Annotated in this window: 20 protein-coding genes; 15 read left to right on the forward strand and 5 right to left on the reverse strand. The window is 64.8% G+C overall.

The window, feature by feature from the left end; genetic code table 11:
• Positions 1–65: 65 nt before the first annotated feature.
• Positions 66–953 carry a YghX family hydrolase gene (yghX, locus tag KLP42_RS23320; RefSeq protein WP_215570068.1) on the forward strand — a complete coding sequence of 296 codons (888 nt, stop codon included), beginning with the start codon at positions 66–68 and terminating at the stop codon, positions 951–953.
• A 244-nt stretch (positions 954–1,197) separates the two neighbouring features.
• Here yghX and KLP42_RS23325 read toward each other — a convergent pair whose 3' ends face one another.
• Genes KLP42_RS23325 through KLP42_RS23340 form a run of 4 tightly spaced genes read right to left on the reverse strand, consistent with a single transcriptional unit; the run spans position 1,198 to position 4,690 of the window.
• Complete coding sequence (locus KLP42_RS23325) at positions 1,198–2,250, reverse strand: 4-oxalomesaconate tautomerase (RefSeq protein WP_215570070.1); 1,053 nt, start codon at positions 2,248–2,250, stop codon at positions 1,198–1,200.
• Positions 2,243–2,914 carry a 4-carboxy-4-hydroxy-2-oxoadipate aldolase/oxaloacetate decarboxylase gene (locus tag KLP42_RS23330; RefSeq protein WP_215570072.1) on the reverse strand — a complete coding sequence of 224 codons (672 nt, stop codon included), beginning with the start codon at positions 2,912–2,914 and terminating at the stop codon, positions 2,243–2,245. The genes KLP42_RS23325 and KLP42_RS23330 overlap by 8 nt, the downstream gene beginning before the upstream one ends.
• 1 nt (position 2,915) lies before the next feature.
• A complete protein-coding gene (locus KLP42_RS23335; RefSeq protein ID WP_215570074.1) occupies positions 2,916–3,884 on the reverse strand; it encodes a VOC family protein in 969 nt (322 codons plus the stop codon).
• Positions 3,885–3,943: 59 nt separating this feature from the next.
• Positions 3,944–4,690: a PIG-L deacetylase family protein gene (locus KLP42_RS23340; protein ID WP_215570076.1), complete on the reverse strand. Its 747-nt coding sequence runs from the start codon at positions 4,688–4,690 to the stop codon at positions 3,944–3,946.
• A 157-nt stretch (positions 4,691–4,847) separates the two neighbouring features.
• Here KLP42_RS23340 and KLP42_RS23345 point away from each other — a divergent pair, with 157 nt between their 5' ends.
• From KLP42_RS23345 to KLP42_RS23390, 10 genes are all read left to right on the forward strand, one after another.
• Positions 4,848–5,729, forward strand: coding sequence for a DUF1932 domain-containing protein (locus tag KLP42_RS23345; protein WP_215570078.1), 882 nt, complete (start codon positions 4,848–4,850; stop codon positions 5,727–5,729).
• Entirely contained in the window at positions 5,726–6,919 is a 1,194-nt protein-coding gene (locus KLP42_RS23350; RefSeq protein WP_215570079.1) for a LysR family transcriptional regulator, read from the forward strand. The genes KLP42_RS23345 and KLP42_RS23350 overlap by 4 nt, the downstream gene beginning before the upstream one ends.
• A gap of 291 nt (positions 6,920–7,210) precedes the next feature.
• Positions 7,211–7,864, forward strand: a complete 654-nt coding sequence (locus tag KLP42_RS23355; protein ID WP_502941344.1) for a Rieske 2Fe-2S domain-containing protein — start codon at positions 7,211–7,213, stop codon at positions 7,862–7,864.
• On the forward strand, positions 7,861–8,706 hold the full coding sequence (locus tag KLP42_RS23360) for an aromatic ring-hydroxylating oxygenase subunit alpha (protein WP_215570081.1): 846 nt from the start codon (positions 7,861–7,863) through the stop codon (positions 8,704–8,706). The genes KLP42_RS23355 and KLP42_RS23360 overlap by 4 nt, the downstream gene beginning before the upstream one ends.
• Positions 8,703–9,368 carry a glutathione S-transferase family protein gene (locus KLP42_RS23365; RefSeq protein WP_215570082.1) on the forward strand — a complete coding sequence of 222 codons (666 nt, stop codon included), beginning with the start codon at positions 8,703–8,705 and terminating at the stop codon, positions 9,366–9,368. Before KLP42_RS23360 ends, KLP42_RS23365 begins: the two co-directional genes overlap by 4 nt.
• Position 9,369: 1 nt before the next feature.
• Positions 9,370–10,761 (forward strand): amidohydrolase, encoded by a 1,392-nt coding sequence (locus tag KLP42_RS23370; protein WP_215570083.1) that lies wholly within the window; start codon positions 9,370–9,372, stop codon positions 10,759–10,761.
• Positions 10,762–10,787: 26 nt separating this feature from the next.
• Positions 10,788–11,885 (forward strand): BMP family ABC transporter substrate-binding protein, encoded by a 1,098-nt coding sequence (locus KLP42_RS23375; protein ID WP_215570084.1) that lies wholly within the window; start codon positions 10,788–10,790, stop codon positions 11,883–11,885.
• 3 nt (positions 11,886–11,888) lie between these two features.
• Positions 11,889–13,412: an ABC transporter ATP-binding protein gene (locus KLP42_RS23380; RefSeq protein WP_215570085.1), complete on the forward strand. Its 1,524-nt coding sequence runs from the start codon at positions 11,889–11,891 to the stop codon at positions 13,410–13,412.
• Positions 13,409–14,503 carry an ABC transporter permease gene (locus tag KLP42_RS23385; RefSeq protein ID WP_215570086.1) on the forward strand — a complete coding sequence of 365 codons (1,095 nt, stop codon included), beginning with the start codon at positions 13,409–13,411 and terminating at the stop codon, positions 14,501–14,503. The genes KLP42_RS23380 and KLP42_RS23385 overlap by 4 nt, the downstream gene beginning before the upstream one ends.
• Positions 14,500–15,411, forward strand: coding sequence for an ABC transporter permease (locus KLP42_RS23390; protein ID WP_215570087.1), 912 nt, complete (start codon positions 14,500–14,502; stop codon positions 15,409–15,411). The genes KLP42_RS23385 and KLP42_RS23390 overlap by 4 nt, the downstream gene beginning before the upstream one ends.
• Here KLP42_RS23390 and KLP42_RS23395 read toward each other — a convergent pair.
• On the reverse strand, positions 15,399–15,701 hold the full coding sequence (locus tag KLP42_RS23395) for a WGR domain-containing protein (RefSeq protein ID WP_502941345.1): 303 nt from the start codon (positions 15,699–15,701) through the stop codon (positions 15,399–15,401). The two genes, KLP42_RS23390 and KLP42_RS23395, sit on opposite strands and share 13 nt — an antisense overlap.
• A 192-nt stretch (positions 15,702–15,893) precedes the next feature.
• On the opposite strand from KLP42_RS23395, the gene KLP42_RS23400 reads away from it, so the two are divergent.
• The 4 genes from KLP42_RS23400 (at position 15,894) to ntrB (ending at position 20,414) form a co-directional block, all read left to right on the forward strand.
• Positions 15,894–16,481, forward strand: coding sequence for an ANTAR domain-containing response regulator (locus tag KLP42_RS23400; RefSeq protein WP_215570088.1), 588 nt, complete (start codon positions 15,894–15,896; stop codon positions 16,479–16,481).
• A 52-nt stretch (positions 16,482–16,533) separates the two neighbouring features.
• Positions 16,534–17,799 carry a CmpA/NrtA family ABC transporter substrate-binding protein gene (locus KLP42_RS23405; protein ID WP_252193214.1) on the forward strand — a complete coding sequence of 422 codons (1,266 nt, stop codon included), beginning with the start codon at positions 16,534–16,536 and terminating at the stop codon, positions 17,797–17,799.
• Positions 17,800–18,150: 351 nt separating this feature from the next.
• On the forward strand, positions 18,151–19,440 hold the full coding sequence (locus KLP42_RS23410) for a CmpA/NrtA family ABC transporter substrate-binding protein (protein WP_215570089.1): 1,290 nt from the start codon (positions 18,151–18,153) through the stop codon (positions 19,438–19,440).
• Between the two features lie 77 nt (positions 19,441–19,517).
• Positions 19,518–20,414 carry a nitrate ABC transporter permease gene (gene ntrB, locus KLP42_RS23415; protein WP_215570091.1) on the forward strand — a complete coding sequence of 299 codons (897 nt, stop codon included), beginning with the start codon at positions 19,518–19,520 and terminating at the stop codon, positions 20,412–20,414.
• Positions 20,415–20,425: the final 11 nt, after the last annotated feature.

The following is a 20,425-nucleotide window of genomic DNA, read 5'->3' on the forward strand; positions in this document are numbered from 1 at the left end:
ATCCCTTCTGCACGCGCATCCGAATCCTGTGCTGTTATACGCGCAATGTCTGGAGGGAGACGACGATGACGAGACTGACGGCCAGGGATTTTCCGCAGGAGCTTCTGGAGCTTTACGACTTCTACGCGCATGGGAGGATCACCAAGCGCGAGTTTCTTGACCGCGCCGCGAAGTTCGCGGTGGGCGGTATGACGGCCGCAGCGCTGGTGGCGCAGCTTTCTCCGGATTACGCGCTGGCACAGCAGGTGGAGGTCACCGATCCCGACATCGTTGCGGAATACATCACCTACGCCTCCGAAAAGGGTAACGGCCAGGTGCGCGCCTATCTGGTCAGGCCTGCAAGGCTGGAGGGAAAGGCCCCGGCGGTGGTCGTTGTCCATGAAAATCGCGGGCTCAACCCCTATATCGAGGATGTCGCGCGGCGCGTGGCAAAGGAAGGCTTCATCGCGCTTGCACCGGACGGGCTCACCTCCGTCGGCGGCTATCCCGGCAATGACGACAAGGGACGCGAACTGCAGGCTCAGGTCGATCCGCAGAAGCTGATGAATGATTTCTTCGCGGCGGTGGAATTCCTGATGGCCCATTCGCAGTCGACCGGCAGGGTTGGCATAACCGGGTTCTGCTATGGCGGCGGGGTGGCCAATGCCGCGGCCGTTGCCTATCCGGAACTTGCCGCAGCCGTTCCCTTCTATGGCCGCCAGCCGCGCGCCGAAGACGTGGCGCGCATCAAGGCGCCGCTTCTCATTCACTATGCGGAGCTGGACACCCGCATCAACGAGGGCTGGCCGGCCTATGAGGCAGCGCTGAAGGCAAATCAGAAGACGTATGAGGCCTATATCTATCCCGGCGTGAACCACGGCTTCCATAACGATTCCACGCCACGCTACGACGAGGCAGCAGCAAAGCTCGCCTGGGAGCGGACCATCGCCTGGTTCAGGCGCTATCTCGTCTGAACGAGAGGCAGCAGCGACCGGCAGCCGCAGCCATCCGGTTGGCTCCGGTCCCGCAGCTCTTCGATTCACAACGCAAGCCTCACGGGAGCCTGCGACGGACGACGTGGAAGGGACGCCATTCTGCCACTGCTGGCGGCCCTGCGAGCGGGGGCGCCGGCATGGTCTCGTTACCCCTCCTGATGCCGGTCCGGACGCCGAACCTCTGCGCAGTTCCACCGCGACTGTCGCCAAACAGCCCGGCAGTTCAGCGTGGAAACACCCATCCGTCGAACAGCTTGCGGGCGGTGCGCACCGAGCCTGCGCCCAGCAGCGTTCCGTCGTCGGCGATGTCGAGGAAGACCTCCATGGCGCCGGTCGGATGTTCCACCAGATAGCGCCCGTCCGGCGGCTGCACGGCCAGGGCTTCAGCCGGGCTGCCGGCAATCCGCGTGGCGGTCGCGACCGTGATGGCGGCAAAGACGCCGACCGAAGCGTGCACGCGATGCGGAATGAAGCTGCGCGTGGCAATCGCTCCGCCGGCCCTTGGCGCGGAAACGAGTGTCATCTTCGGCACCGAAGCGGTCGTCACGTCGCCGAGGTTCATCATCAGCCCGGCCTTCAGGCGCAGGGCCTCGATCTGCCCTTTCAGCGTCTCGTCCGCCTCCAGCGCCTCACGGCTCTCCGCGCCGCTCAGGCCGAAATCCGAGGCACGCAGGATGACGCAGGGCATTCCGTTGTCGATCAGCGTGGCTTCCACGCCATCGATCACGTCCACGACCCTGCCGGTCGGCAACAGTGCGCCGCACATGGAGCCGGCCGTGTTCATGAACAGCAGCGGCACCGCGGCACCGCAGCCCGGCACGCCGGCAATCTGCGTGTCGCCGGCATAATCCACCCGCCCGCCGGGTGTCGCAACACGCGCCACCGCAACCTCGCCGGTGTTGACCATATGGATGCGCACCTCGGTCACGTCCCCGGAAGCCGCAACGAGACCGCGCTCGATCGCCGCCGGGCCGACGCCGGCGAGAATGTTGCCGCAGCCCTGCGCGTCGCTGACCTGCGCCTTGTCGACAAAGACCTGCAGGAACAGATAGTCCACGTCGGCATCCGGCCGGCTCGGCGCAGACAATACCGCGACCTTCGAGGTCAGGGGATCTGCCCCGCCAATGCCGTCGATCTGGCGCGGATCGGGCGAGCCCATGATCCGTAGCAACAGATCGTCGCGGTCGGCCGGGTCCGCCGGCAGATCCTCCTTCAGGAAATAGGCGCCCTTGGATGTGCCGCCACGCATCCACAGGCAGCGGATGCCCTCAGACATATTTCAGCCCCTTGGCTTCGAGTGCCGGGCGCATGTTGTAGATGTCGAGCCCGAGCTCCCCGGCGGCAAGACGCCGGCGCTTCATCTCCTCGTTGGCAAGCCGTTTCTGCGCCGCCTCCAGCACCACCTCCGCCTCCAGGCGCCGCACGACGCAGACGCCATCGTCATCGGCGACGATGACGTCGCCGGCCTCGACATGGGCTCCGGCGCAGACGACGGGCACATTCACGGAGCCCAGCGTTTCCTTGACAGTGCCCTGCGCGGAAACAGCCTTCGACCAGACGGGAAAACCCATCGCGGTCAGGTCGCGGATGTCGCGAACGCCGGCATCGATGACCAGGCCGCGGCAGCCGCGCGCCTTGGCGGAGGTGGCCAGCAGATCGCCGAAATAGCCGTTGTCGCAGGGGCTGGTCGGAGCCAGAACCAGGATGTCGCCCGGCTTAAGCTGCTCGATCGCCACATGCACCATCCAGTTGTCGCCGGGCGGCGCCGAAATGGTGACGGCGGAGCCGGCGATCTGGGCGCCGGCATAGATCGGCCGCATGGCGCTTGACAGCATGCCCCTGCGGCCCTGCGCCTCGTGAACGGTGGCAACGCCTGCCGCCGCAAGGCCATCGATGACGCTGGCCGCCGCGCGTTCGATCTTCTGAACAACCACGCCCATATCAATGCTCCTTTTTCACCGGCGGCGTGCCGTGCGTGTGGAAGGTTTCGATGGTTTTCAGGCCCCAGGCCTGGCCCTTGCGCCGCTCCGTTTCGGTCCAGACAATCGGTTCCCAGTCGGGTGCAAGGATCAGCCGCGCCCCGGCATTGGCAAGTTCGACGCGATTGCCGGCCGGCTCCCAGACATAGAGGAAGAAGGTGCCCTGGATCGCATGCTTGTGCGGTCCGGTTTCGATGTGCACGCCGTTCTGCAGAAAAATGTCGGCAGCGCGCAGGATGTCCTCGCGCTGATCCGTCGCATAGGTGACATGGTGCAGGCGGCCATTGCCGCCGCCATGCTCTTCGGTGCAGGCAAGGTCATAGGTCTTGTTGTTAACGGTGAACCAGCAGCCGCCGATGCGGCCATTGTCGAGCTGGATCATCTCCGTAACGCGCGAGCCAAGGCAGGTTTCCATGAAGCGACGGAACTCCCGCACGTCGGAACTCAGAAGATTGAGATGGTCGATGCGGCGCGGCGCGGCGCCGGAAAAGGCCGAGGCCGTGTTCTTCAGCGCGGCGCGCTCCGCCTCCTCCTGCGGAGCATACCAGCGTGTCTCCCAGTAGATCTCGAAGATGTGGCCGAAGGGGTCCTCGAAGCGGAAGGCCCGGCCGTGGCTCTGGTCCCCCTCGACCCAGCCATGCACCGTATAATCCGAGGCCTCGATCGCCGCCACGCGGCGCGCCAGCGCCTCCGGGCTTGCGGCGCGATAACCGATATGGCCGACGCCGGTGGTCGCCGCACGCGTCAGCTTCAGCGTGCAGTATTCGTAATCGTCCCAGGCCCGCAGATAGGCAGAGGTCTCATCCTGCCCGGAGAGCTTCAGGCCGTAGATGCGGACGAAGAAATCGAGACTGTCCTCGAACCGGTCGGTGAACATTTCGACATGCCCCAGATGGGCGATATCGAAAGACGGATTGGACGGCTGCGACATGCGGGCTCCTCCCTCTTAGCCAGATCGCCGGCCTGCCGGGGCCGGCCTGTCCGTGATGCCTAAAGCTCGTCCACCGTGCGCGGAAAGATCGCCTGGAAGCCTTCGGCATATTTCGCCTGCCGACCGCCGGACTGGCCGCCCGAATTGCGCATGAAGTGGTTGGCACGGTTTTCGGCAACACGGGTATAGTAATCCCACAGATGCTCCTGGCCCTCCATGCATTCGATGGCGGCGCGCTTGCTGTCCCATACGGGGGTGATGTCGAGGAACACGTCCGGCTTCCAGCCCATCTGCTCGGTCTGGTGCGGTTCGAACAGATAGAGCTGCGGCGCGCCCAGCACCTTCTGGCCCGGCTTGTGGCCCCAGGCCTGTGCGATCATCCGCGCTTCCAGCGCCACCTGCGTCGCATACATGTGGTCGGTATTGTAGGGATCATATTGCGAGTGACTGAGCATGAAGGCCGGCTGCACGTCGCGGATCACATCGACCAGCCGGTACTTGTCTTCGTCGGTCAGCCGCAGCGGATAATCGCCGAGATCGAAGCTGATCAGGTTATGGACACCGAGCGCCTGTGCGGCCTTTTCCGCCTCGCTGCGGCGAGCAGCCTTCACCCGTTCCAGCGTCATGCCCGGCTGCTTCCAGAGCTTCGCGGACTCGCCGCGCTCGCCGAAGGACAGGCACACCACCGTGACCTGATAACCCTTGGCGGCATGCAGCGCGATGGCGCCGCCGCAACGCCAGACGAAATCGGCCGCATGGGCGCTGATGACAAGAGCGGTCTTCGCCGCCGGATTCTCCCTGGACATGGCCATGTCTCCTCGCTTTTTTTGTCGTGCAAGGCATGCGCCGCAGCGGAGGGCAAATCAAATCGAAAGGCAGGCGGCGACCATAAGTTGATGCTATAGAGCATGGAAAAGCCTGCCGCAGTTTGGCAATGTTGCGGCCATCGGAAGGAGGAACCCGATGACTGAGTCCGCAGGCAATTTTCCCGCCATCGCCTTTGTCGGCTTCGGCGAGGCGTCACATGCGATCGCCGTCCACTGGCACAATCCGGGCACCGCGGCGATCCGCGCTTATGACTGTAAGCTGATGGAGGACGGTACACTCGTCCGCGACCGCTGCCGGCAGGCGGGAGTGGAAGGCCATGCCTCGCCCGGCCCTGCGCTAGCCGGTGCCGAACTCATCTTCTGCCTCGTCACGGCCGACCAGGCGCTTGATGCCGCGAAGGCGTGCGCCGCCTCACTCGCCACCGGGGCGCTTTGGCTGGATGGCAATTCCTGTGCGCCGCAGACCAAGCAGAAGGCCGCGGAGGTGATCGCGGCAGCCGGCGGCCGCTATGTGGACATGGCGATCATGGCGCCGGTTTATCCGAAACGCCACGAGGTGCCGGTTCTTCTGGCGGGACCACATGCGAAGGGCGCCCGCCAGTTGCTGTTGCAGCTTGGCATGCGGCCCGAGGTAGCGGGGGAGCGTGTGGGGGACGCATCGAGCATCAAGATGCTGCGCTCGATCATCGTCAAGGGACTGGAGGCCCTGACCAGTGAATGCCTGCTGGCGGCACGGCGCGCCGGGGTGGAGGAGGCCGTCATCGCCTCGCTGCAGGCTTCCGATCCCGGCATCGACTGGCGCCGGCGGGGCGCCTACAATCTGGAACGAATGCTGGTGCATGGCGGGCGTCGCGCCGCCGAAATGGAAGAGGTCTGCGCCATGCTGACGGCCTTCGGCCTGCCGGACTGGATGAGCCGGAGCACCGTGGAATGGCAGCACTGCCTCGCCGGGCTCGATCTCGACCCCGGCGCGGAGGATCTCGCGGCACGGGCTGACCGGGTGATCGAGCGTCTATGATCTCCCGGAACCTGCGTCATCTGCGCCTGTTTTGCGCCGTCGCCAGCCTGCGGACGCTGACCGCCGCCTCCGGGATCTGGCACATTTCGCAGCCCGCCGTGACACAGGCAATCGCCAAGCTGGAGCGCGAAGCGGGCGGGCCGCTTTTCGACCGAAGCCGTCACGGCTTCTTTCTCACCGCCCGCGGCCAGCTTCTGCAGCACCGGGTGGACAGCGCCTTCGCGCTGCTCGATCCGGTGATCGACGAACTGTCCCCGCGATTGAAGATCACGCTCACCTATGCGCAACTGCAGGCACTGATCGCCGTTGGCGAATGCGAGAACTTCACCCTGGCCGCCCGCAGGCTGGGCCTTGCCCAGCCGACGGTCCACCGCGCCGTAACCCAGGTAGAGCAGCAGGCGGCGCGCAGCCTGTTCGAACGCACCTCCTTCGGCATTCTGCCCACGCGGCTCTGTCAGGCCCTGGTGCAGGCGGCGCGTCTGGCGATCTGCGAGTTCGATCAGGCGGAGGCCGAACTTGCGGATTTCAGTGGCGGCGAAGCCGGCTGCGTGGTGATCGGCGCCATGCCGCTGGCGCGATCGGTCCTCCTGCCGCATGCGCTGAGCCTCTTCCGCCGTGAAAGACCCACCTATCCGGTGCGCGTTCTGGACGGTCCCTATGACGAACTCCTGGGCGGGCTGAGACGGGGGGCGATCGACTTCCTGATCGGCGCCCTGCGCGACCCCGCCCCGATCGGCGACATCACGCAGGAACGTCTGTTCGACGATCGGCTGGCCCTGCTCTCAGGTCCCGACCATCCCCTGGCCGGTCGACGCGACATCTCGGTCAATGATCTGCTCGCCTATCCCTGGGTGGTCCCGCGCGCCGGCACGCCGACCCGCAGCCAGTTCGAAACCCTGTTCACCGCCACCGGCCATCCGCCGCCCGCCCGCATCATCGAGTCGGGGTCGCTGCTGTTGATGCGCGAACTGGTGACTGACGGGCAGCATCTCGGCTGCCTGTCACGCCACCAGTCTCAACCCGAATGCGATCGCGGACTGATGGCCTCGCTTGCCTTTCCGACCGATCACCTGCTGCGTCCGATCGGGCTGACCTACCGGCAGAACTGGCGCCCGACCCATGCGCAGAAGCGGATGCTGAGCCTCATTGCCGCCGCCGGCGGCTCTGAAGGCAGGGGCGGCGAACAATGATAACTGTTCCATGGCCCCTGATAGGGGGCGCACGGCACGCCGGAGTCACAAAGGGCTGACAGCGCGATGCCGTGCCCGCAGAAGCTGGCGATGGACCAGGCGCGGCCTTCGTTCCGGCACGGCAAGACATCCCTGCCCTGACCCCTGTAATTCAGGGGGAAATTTCGCACAGCCTATTTTCTAACCACGATTGCCTGTGCCAATAAAATATGCATAGTCAACCCGTAGATGACCGTGTTCCGTACCCGGCGAGGGTTCGCGGCACACGGCAGAGGACGGGACGAAATCTCCATGCAATCAACAGGATCGTCAGGATGGATGCCGGTAGCGCTGTCGTCTGACATACCACCGGCGACCGTCATTCCCCTGCAGACGCCAAGCGGTCCGATGGCACTCTGGCGCAGCGCGAGCGGCAGGCTTTCCATGTCCGCCGACCGCTGTCCGCATCGCGGCATGCGGCTCTCGCACGGGTTCGTGCGCGGGGAGGCGCTTTCCTGCATCTATCACGGCTGGAGCTACAGCCAGGACGGCCACTGTCTGCGCATTCCCGCCCATCCGGACCTCGAGCCGCCTGCCGCGATCCGCGTCGCAACGGCAACGGTTTGCGAAACCGGCGGCGTGGTGTGGCTGGCGCTGGCGCAGACGGAATCGCAGCCGCCGCGGTTCTCCCATCACACTCCCCTTCGCAGCCTTGCCTTTGCTGCGGCACCGACAGCCATCCTCGTTGCGCTCAACGGGCGGGCGAGCGCTGACGGATCCATGCAGGGCGAGCTTGCCGGTCTATCCGTCATCCTGCTTTGCGCCCCGCAGCCGGACGGTACGAGCATGGTGCATGTGCTGGCCCCGTCGGATGCAACGCTCGAAGAGCGCCTGGCCATCTCCAGTGCCACTGAAGCGCTGCGACGGACAGCGGAAACGGCGCTCGCCACGGAGGCTGCAGCATGACGACCGGTGCGATGCGCGACGAGTGGTATCCGGTGGGTCTGCGCAGCAAGGTGGATGCCGGCGGGCAGCAGACCATGCTGATGGGCGAACAGATCCGCCTGCGTGAAACGCCCGGCGGCGCGGTTGCCGTCGAGACAGCCGATGGCCGGGCGCTGCCGGTCGTTGTCGGCCACGGCCATGTGTGGACCTCGCTCGGACAGCCGACGAGGCCGCTGTTCGCCATTCCGGAAGCCGATCAGCCAGGCCGGCGTCTGGTGGAAGTGGGCGTCGTGCGGGTGCGCTGCTCGCCGCTGCGGGCGGTCGAGAACTTTCTCGACATCGCCCATTTCCCGTTCGTCCATACCGACATCCTCGGCGCCGAACCGCATACGGAGGTGGAGCGCTACGAGGTGGAAATCCGCGAGAAGGAAGACGAGGTCTGGGCGACCAAGGTGAGATTCTACCAGCCGCAGGCCGCAAAGTCCGCCTCCGGCGGCATCACCACCGATTACATGTACCGGGTGCCGGCGCCGACCTGTTCCGTGCTCTACAAGACTTGTCCCGCACGCCCCGGCGAATGGGATGTCATTACCCTGTTCGTGCAGCCGCTAACCGAGGAACTCTGCGACGTCTGGCCGTGGATGGCGCTCTATGACGACGTTACGCCGATGACCGATCTCATCCATTTCCAGCAGATGATCTTCCTGCAGGACCGCTCGATTCTGGAAAACCAGATCCCGCGCCGCCTGCCGCTCGATCCGGGCATGGAAATTCCCACCCGCGCCGACCTCACCTCCGTCGCGTATCGGCGCTGGCTGAAGCGGCACAATTATACCTATGGCGCGCAACTGGTGGCGCAATGAAGCTTTACGACTACATCCTATCGCCGAGCTGCTACAAGGTGCGCCTGCTGGCAGCCCTTCTCGGCATTCCTCTGGAGCTGCGCGCGGTGGATTTCCATCCGGGCGGCGAACATCGCAAACCTGAGCTTCTTGCGCTTAACCCGGCCGGCTCGATCCCGATCCTGGAAGATGGCGAGCTGCGCCTGACGGAAAGTGCTGCCATGCTCGTCTATCTGGCAAGCCTCACCTCCCCGGACTGGCTGGGCCGCGACACGGCCGCCGAGGCCGCCCGCACCGAGCAGTGGCTTTCCTTCGCGCAGCGGCTGACGGCAAGCCTCGGCGGCGCACGCCTCTGCGAAATGCTGCTGCGTCCCGGCGATCTGGCCGCCCTGCAGGCTGCCGGCATTGCGGCGCTGCGGGAACTGGAGGCGGCCCTGTTCGCGCAGCGCCTGCACGGAGAGGACTTCCTTGTGGCCGGCCGGCCGACGATCGCGGATATCGCCTGCTTCCCCTATGTGGCGCTGGCACCCGATGGCAGCGTCTCGCTCGATCCCTATCCGTCGATCCGCCTGTGGCTGCGGGCCATCCGTGCGCTGCCGGGTTTCATCGAGATGCCGGGCATCCACCGCCTGCACGAGCTGAAGCCGGAACCCGTGCATGGCGCGGAAGGGGAGCCTGCCTGACATGGTCACCCAACCGACAAAATATCTGCTGCGCGGCGCCGATGCGGTGATCGTTGATGACGGCACCGGGCAGACGGTTCTGCGTCATGTCGACCTTCTGACCAAGGGTCCGGCAATCCTTGCCATCGGGCCGAACCTTTCGGCAACGGAGGAAGCCGCCGGCGCCGAGGTGATCGACGCTTCCGGTTGGTTCGTCTATCCGGGCCTCGTCAACACCCACCACCATTTCTTCCAGACCTTCGTGCGCAACCGCGCCGATCTCGACTGGACGAAGCTGTCCGTCATCGAATGGCTGGACCGCATCTATCCGGTGTTTTCGCGGCTGAACGAAGACTGCTTCTACCACTCCTCGCTGACGGCGATGGCCGAACTGATCAAGCATGGCTGCACAACCGCCTTCGATCACCAGTACTGCTTTCCGCGCCATGCCGGGAAGCGACTGATCGACCGCCAGTTCGAGGCGGCAGACCTGCTCGGCATGCGCTTTCACGCCGGCCGGGGCGGCAATACGCTGCCGAAATCCGAAGGCTCGACCATTCCGGACGAGATGCTGGAGACGACGGACGAGTTCATCGCCGATTGCGCCCGCGTGATCGATACCTATCACGACGCCGGCCGCTTCAGTATGCGCCAGGTGGTGGTCGCTCCCTGCCAGCCGGTGAACTGCTACCGCGAGACCTTCGTGGAGAGCGTCGCCCTTGCCCGTGATCGTGGCGTGATGATGCATACCCATGTCGGCGAAGGGGAAAGCCCGGTGATTGCCGCACGGCACGGCATGCGCACCGTGGATTACTGCGCCGAGATGGGCTTTGCCGGGCCGGATGCCTTCTACGCGCATGGCTGGGAGCTCTCGCATGCGGAGCTTGCCCGCATGGCGGCGGATGGCACCGGCCTCTCCCATTGTCCGGAGCCGGTCTATCTGGTCGGCGCGGAGGTGACGGACATTCCGGCCATGGCAGCACTCAACCTGCGCATCGGCCTTGGCTGCGATGGCGCTGCCTCCAACGACAATTCCAACCTGATGCACTGCATCCATTCCGGCTACATGCTGCAATGCCTCGTGGCCGCCACCCGCAGCCATCCGGTGCCGGAGCCTGCCGCCTTCCTCGCCTATGCGACGACGGGCGGTGCCTCGCTGCTCGGCCGCGCCGATATCGGCCGGCTTGCGCCCGGCCTGGCCGCCGATCTCTTCGCGATCGACACCCGCCGCATGGATTATGTCGGCACCCGCCACGACCCCTTGAGCCTGCTCGCCAAGGTCGGTGTCGGGATGGCGACCGACATGACGATGATCAACGGCCGTATCGTCTGGAGGAAGGGCGAGTTTCCGGGCCTTGACGAGGCAAAGCTTGCGGCGGAGGCGGAAGCCGCCCTCGCCACGGTTCAATTCTGAGACGTTCACAAAACAGGGGAACAGGAATGTCCTATTCGATCACACGCAGACACCTGATGAAGAGCGCCGCAGCGACCGGCGTTGCGGCAACGCTTGGCAGCCGTCTCGCCACCGCTGCCGAACCGCTCGGCATCGCCCTCGTCGTGCCCTCGCCGATCGGTGACGTGGGCTGGGGCCATGCACTGAAGGCCGGCCTTGAGCCGGTGAAGGCCGCCTATGGCGACAAGGTGAAGATCACCGTACTGGAAAACATCGCGGAAGGCCCGGATGCCGACCGCATCATGAACAAGACGGTGGCCGACGGAAACCATTTCCTCGTCGCCGGCTCCTTCGGCTACCAGAACGGCGCCCTGCAGATCGCCCGCCGCAACCCGAAGGTCTCCGTGCTGCACGCCTCCGGCTTCCAGGTCGCGCCGAACTTCTCGCCTTTTGCCGCCAAGTATTTCCAGGGTACCTACCTGATGGGCATGGCAGCTGCAGCGCTGTCCAAGACCGGCAAGCTCGGCTCCGTCTCGGCCTTCGCCATCCCGGAACTGATCACCTCCATCAATGCGTTTGCGCTTGGCGCCCAGGCGGTCAATCCGAACATCGAGATCTCCGTGGTCTGGGTCAATTCGTGGTTCGATCCGGCCAAGGAACAGGAAGCGGCCAAGGCGCTGATCGCGCAGAAATGCGACGTGATCTTCTCCAACGCGCAGGATACGCCCTCCGTCATCTCGCTGTGCGAGGAGCAGGGCGTCTATGGCTTCAACCTTAATTCCTCGATGAAGAAATACGCGCCCAAGACCTATCTCGGCTGCGTGGCCACCGATTGGTCGCCCTACTTCAAGGCACAGGTGGATGCGCATCTGGCGGGCAAGTTCAAGGGTGCGAATGCCTTCCTCGGCGTGGCAGACAAGGTTGTCGAAGTGGTCGACTGGAACCCGGCCATCCCGGCCGACACCATGGCCAAGATCAAGGATGTCGAAGCCAAGATCGCCGCCGGCAGCTTCTCGCCCTTCACCGGGCCGATCACCAAGGCGGATGGCAGCGTCGGCGTTGCCGCCGGCAAGACCATGGCCGATGGCGAGATCGTCGCGATGGACTGGCACGTCAAGGGTGTCGTGGCGCCGCTGCCGAAGTGATCCATGACGGCGCCGCTTCTTTCCCTCCGCAACCTCACGAAAAGCTATGGCCCCGTCCGGGCCAATCGCGGCATTTCGCTGGAGGTCGGCGAGCGCTCCATTCACGCCATCCTGGGCGAGAACGGCGCCGGCAAGTCCACACTGATGAAGCTCATCTATGGCGTGGAAACGCCTGACGAGGGCGAGATGCTCTGGAGGGGCGCCCCCATGCGCCTTTCCTCCCCGGCGGCGGCCCGCAAGCTCGGCATCGGCATGGTGTTCCAGCATTTCTCGCTGTTCGAAACACTCACGGTGATCGAGAACATCGCGCTGGTGGTGCCGGGGCGAAGGCAGGCGCTTCTGTCGCGCATCCGCGCGCTTGGCGAGGAATTCGGTCTGGACGTCGATCCGCTGGCGCATGTGCATGCGCTCTCGGTCGGCGAGCGCCAGCGGGTGGAGATCATCCGCTGCCTGATGAGCGACCCCAGGCTCCTGATCCTTGACGAGCCGACCTCCGTCCTGCCGCCGCAGGCCGTCGAGAAGCTGTTCGACACCCTGCGGCGCCTGCGCGATGGCGGGGTCTCGATCCTGTTCATCTCGCACAAGCTGGAGGAAATCCGCGCCATCTGCGACCGGGCAACCATCCTGCGCGGCGGCGAGGTGACGGGCCACGTCGACCCGCGCGCCCATGACGCCCACGATCTGGCGCGCATGATGATCGGCCGCGACATGCCGGAACCGCTACCCGTCGCGGCGGCACCGGTCGGCGAGAAGCGGCTGGAACTGATCGGTCTCGAAGACACGCCGGACGATCCCTTCGCCGTGGCGCTCTCCGGCGTCAGCCTCGGTCTGCGGGCCGGAGAGATCCTCGGAATTGCCGGCGTCTCCGGCAACGGTCAGGCGGAGCTTGCCGCCTTCATCTCCGGCGAAAACCGGCTGCCGGCCGCGCGGCGGGAACAGGTGCAGATGATGGGCCAGCCCGTCGGCCATCTCGGTCCGGCGGAACGCCGCAGGCTCGGCTTTGCCTTCGTGCCGGAAGACCGCCTTGGTCGCGGCGCGGTGCCCGAGCTTTCGCTGACCCGCAACAGTCTCCTGACGGCGCATCCGCTCGGGCTTCAGCGGTACGGGCTGATCGACCGCGCCCGCGCCGCCACCTTCACCGCAGACTGCATCCGCGATTTCGACGTGCGCACGCCCTCCGCAGAGGCCGAAGCCGGGGCGCTTTCCGGCGGCAATCTGCAGAAATTCATCGTTGGGCGCGAAATCATGCTGAAGCCGAAGCTGCTCTTCGTGGCGCAGCCCACCTGGGGGGTCGATATCGGCGCCGCCACCGAAATCCGCCGCAAGCTGATGGCGCTGCGCAACGAGGGCATGGCCATTCTCGTGATCTCGGAGGAGCTGGAGGAATTGTTCGACCTGTGCGACCAGATCCAGGTGCTGCGCAAGGGAATGCTGAGCGCGCCGCTCAATGCCCGCGATACGAAGCCGGAGGAGATCGGCCGCTACATGATCGGCGCCGAAGATGCGCGGGAGGCGCAGCCCGCATGAGCGCACGCCATTCGATGCCGCATCTGGTACGCCGCGAGCGCGCCTCGCTCACCGTCAAGCTGCTGGCGCCGCTCTTTGCGCTTGCCGGCGCAACCCTTGTCAACCTTCTGCTCTATGTGGCGATCGGCAAGCAGCCGGGCGCCGTGTTCCACGCCATGCTGCTGGAACCCTTCCTGTCCTGGGCCTCATTTTCCGAAGTGCTGCTGAAGCTCGGACCGCTGCTCCTGATCGCGCAGGGGCTGGCGATCGGCTTTCGCGCCAAGGTGTTCAACATCGGCGCCGAGGGCCAGTTCATTCTGGGCGCGATCTTCGCCTCCGCGATCCCCGTCTGGTATCCGGAGGCGACCGGTGCCTGGATCTGGCCCGCCATGCTCATGGCCGGCGCCGCAGGCGGAGCGCTCTGGGCTACCATCACCGCCTTCTGGCGCGTGCGGCTGAATGCCAACGAAATCCTCGTGTCGCTGATGCTGAGCCTCGTCGCCGCGCAGGTGCTGAACTATCTGCTGCTCGGCCCGTGGAAGGACCCGAACGGCTTCAATTTTCCACAATCGGTGATGTTCCAGTATGATGCCATGCTGCCGCTCCTCTTCGAGGGAACGCGCGTCAACGTCTCGCTGCTGATCGCCTTCCTGCTGTCGGGCCTTGCCTTCGTGTTCATGCAGCGGAGCTTTCCCGGCTATCGGCTGGAAGTGGGCGGGCTTGCGCCACGGGCCGCCGCCTATGCCGGTTTTTCGGAGGCACGCGCCATCTGGCTGTCGCTGCTGATCGGCGGCTTTGCCGCCGGGCTGGCGGGTGCGGCCGAAGTCGCCGGCCCGCTCGGCCAGCTGCAGCGCTCCATTTCCACCGGCTACGGTTATTCGGCAATCATCGTCGCCTATCTCGGCGGCCTGCATCCGCTCGGCATCGTCTTGTCCGCGCTGGTGATGGCGGCGCTCTCGATCGGAGGCGACAATGCCATGGTCTCCGCCGATCTGCCGATTGCCGCCGTACGGGTGTTTCAGGGCAGCCTGCTGATTGCCTATCTGATCGCGACGGCCTTCGTCCGCTATCGCCTCGAATGGCCGTCCGCCAGCACAGGGAGCAGGGCATGAATGCCGTCGAATTCATCCTGGCCGGCATGCTCGCCGCCGCAACGCCCTTCCTGTTGGCGGCCCTCGGCGAACTGGTGGCCGAACGAGCCGGCGTGCTCAATCTCGGCGTCGAAGGCTTGATGGCACTGGGTGCTGCGCTCGCCTTCATCGTGGTCTATCACGGCGGCGGCCATCTGCTGGCCTTCGTCGCGGGCGGGCTGGGCGCCGCCCTGCTGGCGCTGATCTTCGCCTTCGTCACGCTTGGCCTTCAGGCCAATCAGGTGGCGGCGGGGCTTGCCATCGGCATCTTCGGCCAGGGCCTCTCCGCCCTGTTCGGCAAGACCTATGAGAGCCTGACGGTGAAAGGCCTGCCGAAACTCGCCCTGCCGGGCCTTGCGGATCTGCCCGTTGTCGGCGGGCTTTTCGTGCAGGATATCGTCGTGTGGCTGTCGCTTCTCGCAACGCTTCTGATCTGGGCAGGCTTTGCCTTTTCCAAGCTGGGACTGGTGCTGCGCGCAGTCGGCGAAAATCCGAAGGCAGCGCATTCCATCGGCTATCCGGTCATCCTGATCCGGGTGGCGGCGGTGCTGTTCGGCGGCGTGATGGCCGGGTTTGCCGGTGCCTATGCCTCGACGGTCTACACGCCGCTCTGGGCTGATGGCATGATTGCCGGCCGCGGCTGGATCGCGATCGCGCTGGTCGTGTTCGGCACCTGGCTGACGGGCCGCATCTTCCTCGGCGCCTGCCTGTTCGGCGCGGTGTCGCTGGCCGGCCTTGCCGCGCAGGCGGGCGGCGTGGAACTGCCCTCGCAACTGCTGGCAAGCCTGCCCTATCTGGTGACGATCCTGGTGCTCGGCATCATCTCCTCCAACCGGCGCCTGCTGAAGCTGAACGGCGTCGCCTCGCTTGGGGAACCCTACAAGCCCTGAGGCTGATCATCCGGCTGCCCGTCGCCCAAGGGCCTATGCCGCTTCGGGCCATAACCCCGGGCACGCTTCCGGCGCAGCAGCCGGAGGAACAGGAGCACCGCATCCTCCTCGCGGGAGAAGTGATGCTGCTTGCTCTGGCCGCTCTTTCCAATGCGGCCCCAGCTGCGGGTAAGACAGATTTCGCCGAACAGGGTCGGCGAAATCTCCATGACGTAGTAGCGCGCCATGTTCTTCGTGCTGTCGCGCCGTTCGATGTAAAGATGATAAGGCTGCGTGATCGTCATGCGCATCAGAATCGCCGCAGACGATAGCCGCGTCCAACGAGAGTTCTGAATCGGTCGGCGCCCACCGATTCCGTTTGGTGATGCAAGACTGGCGACGCATGAGCCATTCTGCGCAAAATTTCATCATTCCTTGTTTTTGGTTAGATCTTGCGCAAATGCACTTGCAAAGACCCAAGCCTTCAGCCATTGGTCCAGACCATGAACCATCTCGATCTCACCATCCTGGTCATCGATGAGAACGCCGTTCGCGCGGCGATCATCGAGGAAGGATTGCATGAGGCCGGGCATCGCCATGTGACGATCGTGCACGAGGTTCACGGCATCGCGCGGCTGATCGAGACGCTTGCCCCGGATGTCATCATCATCGACATCGAGAACCCGAACCGCGACATGATGGAGCATCTTTTCCAGCTGACGCGCTCGGTCAGCCGGCCGATTGCGATGTTCGTCGATCGGTCGGACACCGCCTCCATCGAGGCGGCCGTGGATGCCGGCGTTTCGGCCTATGTGGTGGACGGGCTGAAGAAGGAGCGGGTGAAGCCGATCCTCGACATGGCCGTGTCCCGCTTCAACGCCTTCACCCGCCTGCAGCGGGAGTTGGCCGACGCGCGCTCGGCGCTCGAGGAGCGCAAGATCATCGAGCGCGCCAAGGGCATCCTCATGAAGATGCGCGGCCTTTCCGAAGAGCAGGCCTTCACGCTGCTTCGCCAGACGGCCATGAATGAAAAGAAAAAGATGTCCGAGATCGCGCAAAGCGTGGTCACGGCCGCCGGATTGCTGATGTGACGACACGGCAGCAGCATCCGGCGACAGGAGTACCGGAGTGGAGATGATGGCAATGGCAGACAACCGCAGTACCCTGTCCGGACCCGCCCGCATCGCTGCCGGTGACCCGAAGACCCTGCGTGCCGGCTTCATTCCGCTGGTCGATGCCTCTATTCTGATCGCCGCCGCGGAATTCGGATTTGCTGCCCGCGAGGGGCTGACGCTCGATCTGGTGAAGGACGTATCCTGGGCCAATGTGCGCGATCGCCTTGCCTTCCGGCAGTTCGATATCGCCCATATGCTGTCGCCGATGCCCGTCGCGTCCATGCTGGGGCTCGGCTCCAATCCGTCGCCGACCATAACACCCTTCTCGCTCGGCCGCGGCGGCAATGCCATCACCTTGTCCACCCGCCTGTTTTCCCGGATGCAGGAAGTGGCGGGCCTGTCCGAAACAGCTTCCGCGCTGGACAATGCAAAGGCACTGGCCGCCGTTCTGAGGGACATGCGCATGCGCGGCGAGATGCCGCCGACGCTCGGCATGACCTACCCCTTCTCCTCGCACAATTACGAATTCCGCTATTGGCTGGCAGCGGGCGGCATCGATCCGGACCGTGACGTCAAGATGGTGGTGGTGCCACCGCCACTGACTTCGGACGCACTGGCGGCAGGCGCCATTGACGGCTTCTGCGTCGGGGCCCCCTGGAACATGGTCGCCTCCGAGCGCGGCGTCGGCCGTATCGTGGCGGCAAAGCAGGACATCTGGCCGTCGGCCCCGGAAAAGGTCATCGGCATGCGCCCGGACTGGGCGCAAGCGCATCCGGAGAGCGTCTCCCGCCTGATTGTCGCGCTGGATGCCGCGGCCCGCTGGTGCGACCGCGCCGAAAACCACGACGCACTGGCGCAGGTGCTGGCGGACAGCCGCTACATTGCCGCGCCCGTACACATCATCCGCCATGTGCTTGCCGGTGAATTCAGCCTGGACGCGCGCGGCAACCGGCGCGTGATCGACCGGTATTTCATCTTCCACGAAGGCCATGCCAATTATCCGCGCCCCAGCAAGGCGTTGTGGATCTACAGCCAGATGATCCGCTGGGGCCAGGCAGGCTTCAGCGCCGCGGGCGTCAGCGCCGCCGCCGCCGCCTATCGGCCGGACCTGTATCGGGCCGCCCTGCCCTCCGCCGCCATGCCCACCGACGGGGATCTGCGCATCGAAGGGGCCTCCACCGATGACCGTTTCATGGATGGTTTCGTCTTTGACCCGGACGCGCTCGAAGCCTATGCGCAGGCCTTTCCGGTGCGCAACAGGCTTGCCCAGGATCGCAGCGAAGAAGACGTCTGATTACCGCTGCTGCACAGCAGATCGGCATGTCCACCACCATCGCCGCCTATTTAGGCACAAACATTATAGCGCCCCGGAGACGGGGCGGCATGCGGATGTTCAAGATCATCATTTGAAATCAACGCGCTGGACGAATCCGAGAAAACTGGCACGCGCATTGCATAGTTCTCATCGCACCGGTCAACGGCGACCAGCGCACCGGAACGCGCGATAGGCGTTCCTCAAAGACATCGACGTCGCAAGGTTTTTGCAGCTCGCGATCCACCCAAGGGATCCGCGATGGCGCAATCTCCGAGCGGCGTTTTTTTGTGCCCGAAAATCCACGTTACGACGCAAGAGGGGAACCTGCGCATGACGAAGACCACAGATGGCATGACACGCCGCACCATCCTCAAGACCTCGGCCACCGCCGCGCTGATGGGCGCAGTCAAGACGGCCTTCCCTTCCGGCGCCTTTGCGCAAGGAGCTGGCCCGGAAACCACCAAGGCCGTGCTCGGCTTCATCGCACTGACCGATTCTGCGCCGCTGATCGTCGCCAAGGAAAAGGGCCTGTTTGCCAAGCATGGCATGCCGGATGTCGAGGTCGTCAAGCAGGCCTCCTGGGGCACGACGCGTGACAATCTGGTGCTGGGCTCGGCCGGCAATGGCATCGATGGCGCGCACATCCTCACGCCGATGCCCTACCTGATCTCGGCCGGCAAGGTGACGCAGAACAACCAGCCGCTGCCGATGGTGATCCTGGCGCGCCTCAACCTCGACGCCCAGGCGATTTCCGTCGGCGCAGCCTATGCCGATCTGAAGGTGGGCCTGGATTCGGGCGTCCTCAAGGAAACCTTCGCCAAGAAGAAGGCTGCCGGCAACCCGGCCAAGGTGGCGATGACCTTCCCCGGCGGCACCCATGACCTGTGGATCCGCTACTGGCTGGCGGCCGGCGGCATCGATCCCGACAAGGATGTCGAGACCATCGTCGTTCCGCCGCCGCAGATGGTGGCGAACATGAAGGTCGGCACGATGGACTGTTTCTGTGTCGGCGAACCCTGGAACGAACAGCTGGTCAATCAGGGTATCGGCTACACCGCCGTCAACACGGCGGAAATCTGGAACAAGCATCCGGAAAAGTCGCTCGGCATGCGCGCCGATTGGGTGGAGAAAAACCCGCGGGCAACCAAGGCCTTGCTGATGGCAGTGCTGGAAGCGGCCCAGTGGTGCGACGACATGAAGAACAAGGACGAACTGGCCGAAATCGTCGGCAAGCGGTCCTGGTTCAACGTGCCGTCGAAGGACATCGTTGACCGCCTGAAGGGCGAATATGACTATGGCAACGGCAAGCTGGTGAAAGACAGCCCGCATTTCATGAAGTTCTGGCGCGACCACGCCTCCTACCCCTACCAGAGCCACGACGCCTGGTTCCTGGCCGAAGACATCCGCTGGGGCAAGTTCGAGCCCGGCCTCGACATCAAGGGAATGGTGGCGAAGGTCAATCGCGAGGACCTGTGGCGCGAGGCCGCCAAGGAACTGGGCGTTTCCGACATTCCGACCTCCACCTCGCGCGGCAAGGAAACTTTCTTCGACGGCAAGGTCTTCGATCCGGCAGATCCGGCAGCCTACCTGAAAAGCCTCAGCATCACCCGCATGGCCTGACCCCTCGGCGACCGCGGGCGGCGCTGCATGCAATGCGCGCCGCCCAGACCCCGACGTGAACAAAAAGGAGAGCGGCGATGTCCGTCACCCAGCTGAACCTCAAGGAAGACAAGAAACCGGCGCAGAGCGCGCAGGTGGTCACGTTCACCCCGTCACCGGCCACAAAGCCGTTCGGTACGCGGCTGATGCGGAATGCCCGGCAGATGATGGCGCAGCTTCTGCCGCCCCTCATCACGCTTGTGCTGATGATCATGCTCTGGGAGCTCGTCTGTTCTTCGCCAACCTCGAGCCTTCCTTCGCCGTCGCGCGTTCTGGAAGAAAGCTGGGAACTGATCGCCCATCCCTTCTATGTCGGCCAGGGCATCGATCAGGGCATGTTCTGGCATATTTTCGCCAGCCTTCAGCGCGTGGCGATCGGTTACGCGCTTGCGGTCGTGGCCGGCGTTGCGCTCGGTGTGCTGGTCGGGCAGAGCCAGTGGGCAATGCGCGGCCTCGACCCGATCTTTCAGGTGCTGCGCACGGTACCGCCGCTCGCCTGGTTGCCGCTGTCGCTTGCCGCCTTCCGCGACGGCAATCCGTCCGCCATCTTCGTCATCTTCATCACCGCCATCTGGCCGATCATCATCAACACCGCCGTCGGCATCCGCAACATCCCGCAGGACTACCAGAACGTTGCCAAGGTGCTGCGCCTCAACGGTTTTGAATATTTCGCCAAGATCATGCTGCCGGCGGCAGCCCCTTACATCTTCACCGGCCTGCGGATCGGCATCGGCCTCTCCTGGCTCGCAATCGTTGCCGCCGAAATGCTGATCGGCGGCGTGGGCATCGGCTTCTTCATCTGGGATGCGTGGAACTCGTCGCTGATCAGCGACATCATCGTCGCCCTGATCTACGTCGGCGTGGTCGGCTTCTTCCTCGATCGCTTCATCGCCTTCATCGGGCGTCTTGTCACCCGCGGCACCGCAAACGCCTGAGGAGATCCGTC

The organism is Rhizobium sp. CSW-27, from assembly GCF_018760785.1.
GTDB lineage: Bacteria > Pseudomonadota > Alphaproteobacteria > Rhizobiales > Rhizobiaceae > Neorhizobium.

Excerpts from the sequence above, each read along its gene's own strand:
- KLP42_RS23395 (WP_502941345.1), bottom strand. The coding sequence starts at position 15,701 with ATGCGCATGACGATCACGCAGCCTTATCATCTTTACATCGAACGGCGC.
- KLP42_RS23355 (WP_502941344.1), top strand. The coding sequence starts at position 7,211 with ATGCAATCAACAGGATCGTCAGGATGGATGCCGGTAGCGCTGTCGTCT.
- KLP42_RS23340 (WP_215570076.1), bottom strand. The coding sequence starts at position 4,690 with ATGTCCAGGGAGAATCCGGCGGCGAAGACCGCTCTTGTCATCAGCGCC.
- KLP42_RS23375 (WP_215570084.1), top strand. The coding sequence starts at position 10,788 with ATGTCCTATTCGATCACACGCAGACACCTGATGAAGAGCGCCGCAGCG.
- ntrB (WP_215570091.1), top strand. The coding sequence starts at position 19,518 with ATGTCCGTCACCCAGCTGAACCTCAAGGAAGACAAGAAACCGGCGCAG.
- KLP42_RS23380 (WP_215570085.1), top strand. The coding sequence starts at position 11,889 with ATGACGGCGCCGCTTCTTTCCCTCCGCAACCTCACGAAAAGCTATGGC.
- KLP42_RS23365 (WP_215570082.1), top strand. The coding sequence starts at position 8,703 with ATGAAGCTTTACGACTACATCCTATCGCCGAGCTGCTACAAGGTGCGC.
- yghX (WP_215570068.1), top strand. The coding sequence starts at position 66 with ATGACGAGACTGACGGCCAGGGATTTTCCGCAGGAGCTTCTGGAGCTT.
- KLP42_RS23390 (WP_215570087.1), top strand. The coding sequence starts at position 14,500 with ATGAATGCCGTCGAATTCATCCTGGCCGGCATGCTCGCCGCCGCAACG.
- KLP42_RS23335 (WP_215570074.1), bottom strand. The coding sequence starts at position 3,884 with ATGTCGCAGCCGTCCAATCCGTCTTTCGATATCGCCCATCTGGGGCAT.
- KLP42_RS23330 (WP_215570072.1), bottom strand. The coding sequence starts at position 2,914 with ATGGGCGTGGTTGTTCAGAAGATCGAACGCGCGGCGGCCAGCGTCATC.
- KLP42_RS23350 (WP_215570079.1), top strand. The coding sequence starts at position 5,726 with ATGATCTCCCGGAACCTGCGTCATCTGCGCCTGTTTTGCGCCGTCGCC.
- KLP42_RS23370 (WP_215570083.1), top strand. The coding sequence starts at position 9,370 with ATGGTCACCCAACCGACAAAATATCTGCTGCGCGGCGCCGATGCGGTG.
- KLP42_RS23360 (WP_215570081.1), top strand. The coding sequence starts at position 7,861 with ATGACGACCGGTGCGATGCGCGACGAGTGGTATCCGGTGGGTCTGCGC.
- KLP42_RS23385 (WP_215570086.1), top strand. The coding sequence starts at position 13,409 with ATGAGCGCACGCCATTCGATGCCGCATCTGGTACGCCGCGAGCGCGCC.
- KLP42_RS23400 (WP_215570088.1), top strand. The coding sequence starts at position 15,894 with ATGAACCATCTCGATCTCACCATCCTGGTCATCGATGAGAACGCCGTT.
- KLP42_RS23345 (WP_215570078.1), top strand. The coding sequence starts at position 4,848 with ATGACTGAGTCCGCAGGCAATTTTCCCGCCATCGCCTTTGTCGGCTTC.
- KLP42_RS23410 (WP_215570089.1), top strand. The coding sequence starts at position 18,151 with ATGACGAAGACCACAGATGGCATGACACGCCGCACCATCCTCAAGACC.
- KLP42_RS23325 (WP_215570070.1), bottom strand. The coding sequence starts at position 2,250 with ATGTCTGAGGGCATCCGCTGCCTGTGGATGCGTGGCGGCACATCCAAG.
- KLP42_RS23405 (WP_252193214.1), top strand. The coding sequence starts at position 16,534 with ATGGCAGACAACCGCAGTACCCTGTCCGGACCCGCCCGCATCGCTGCC.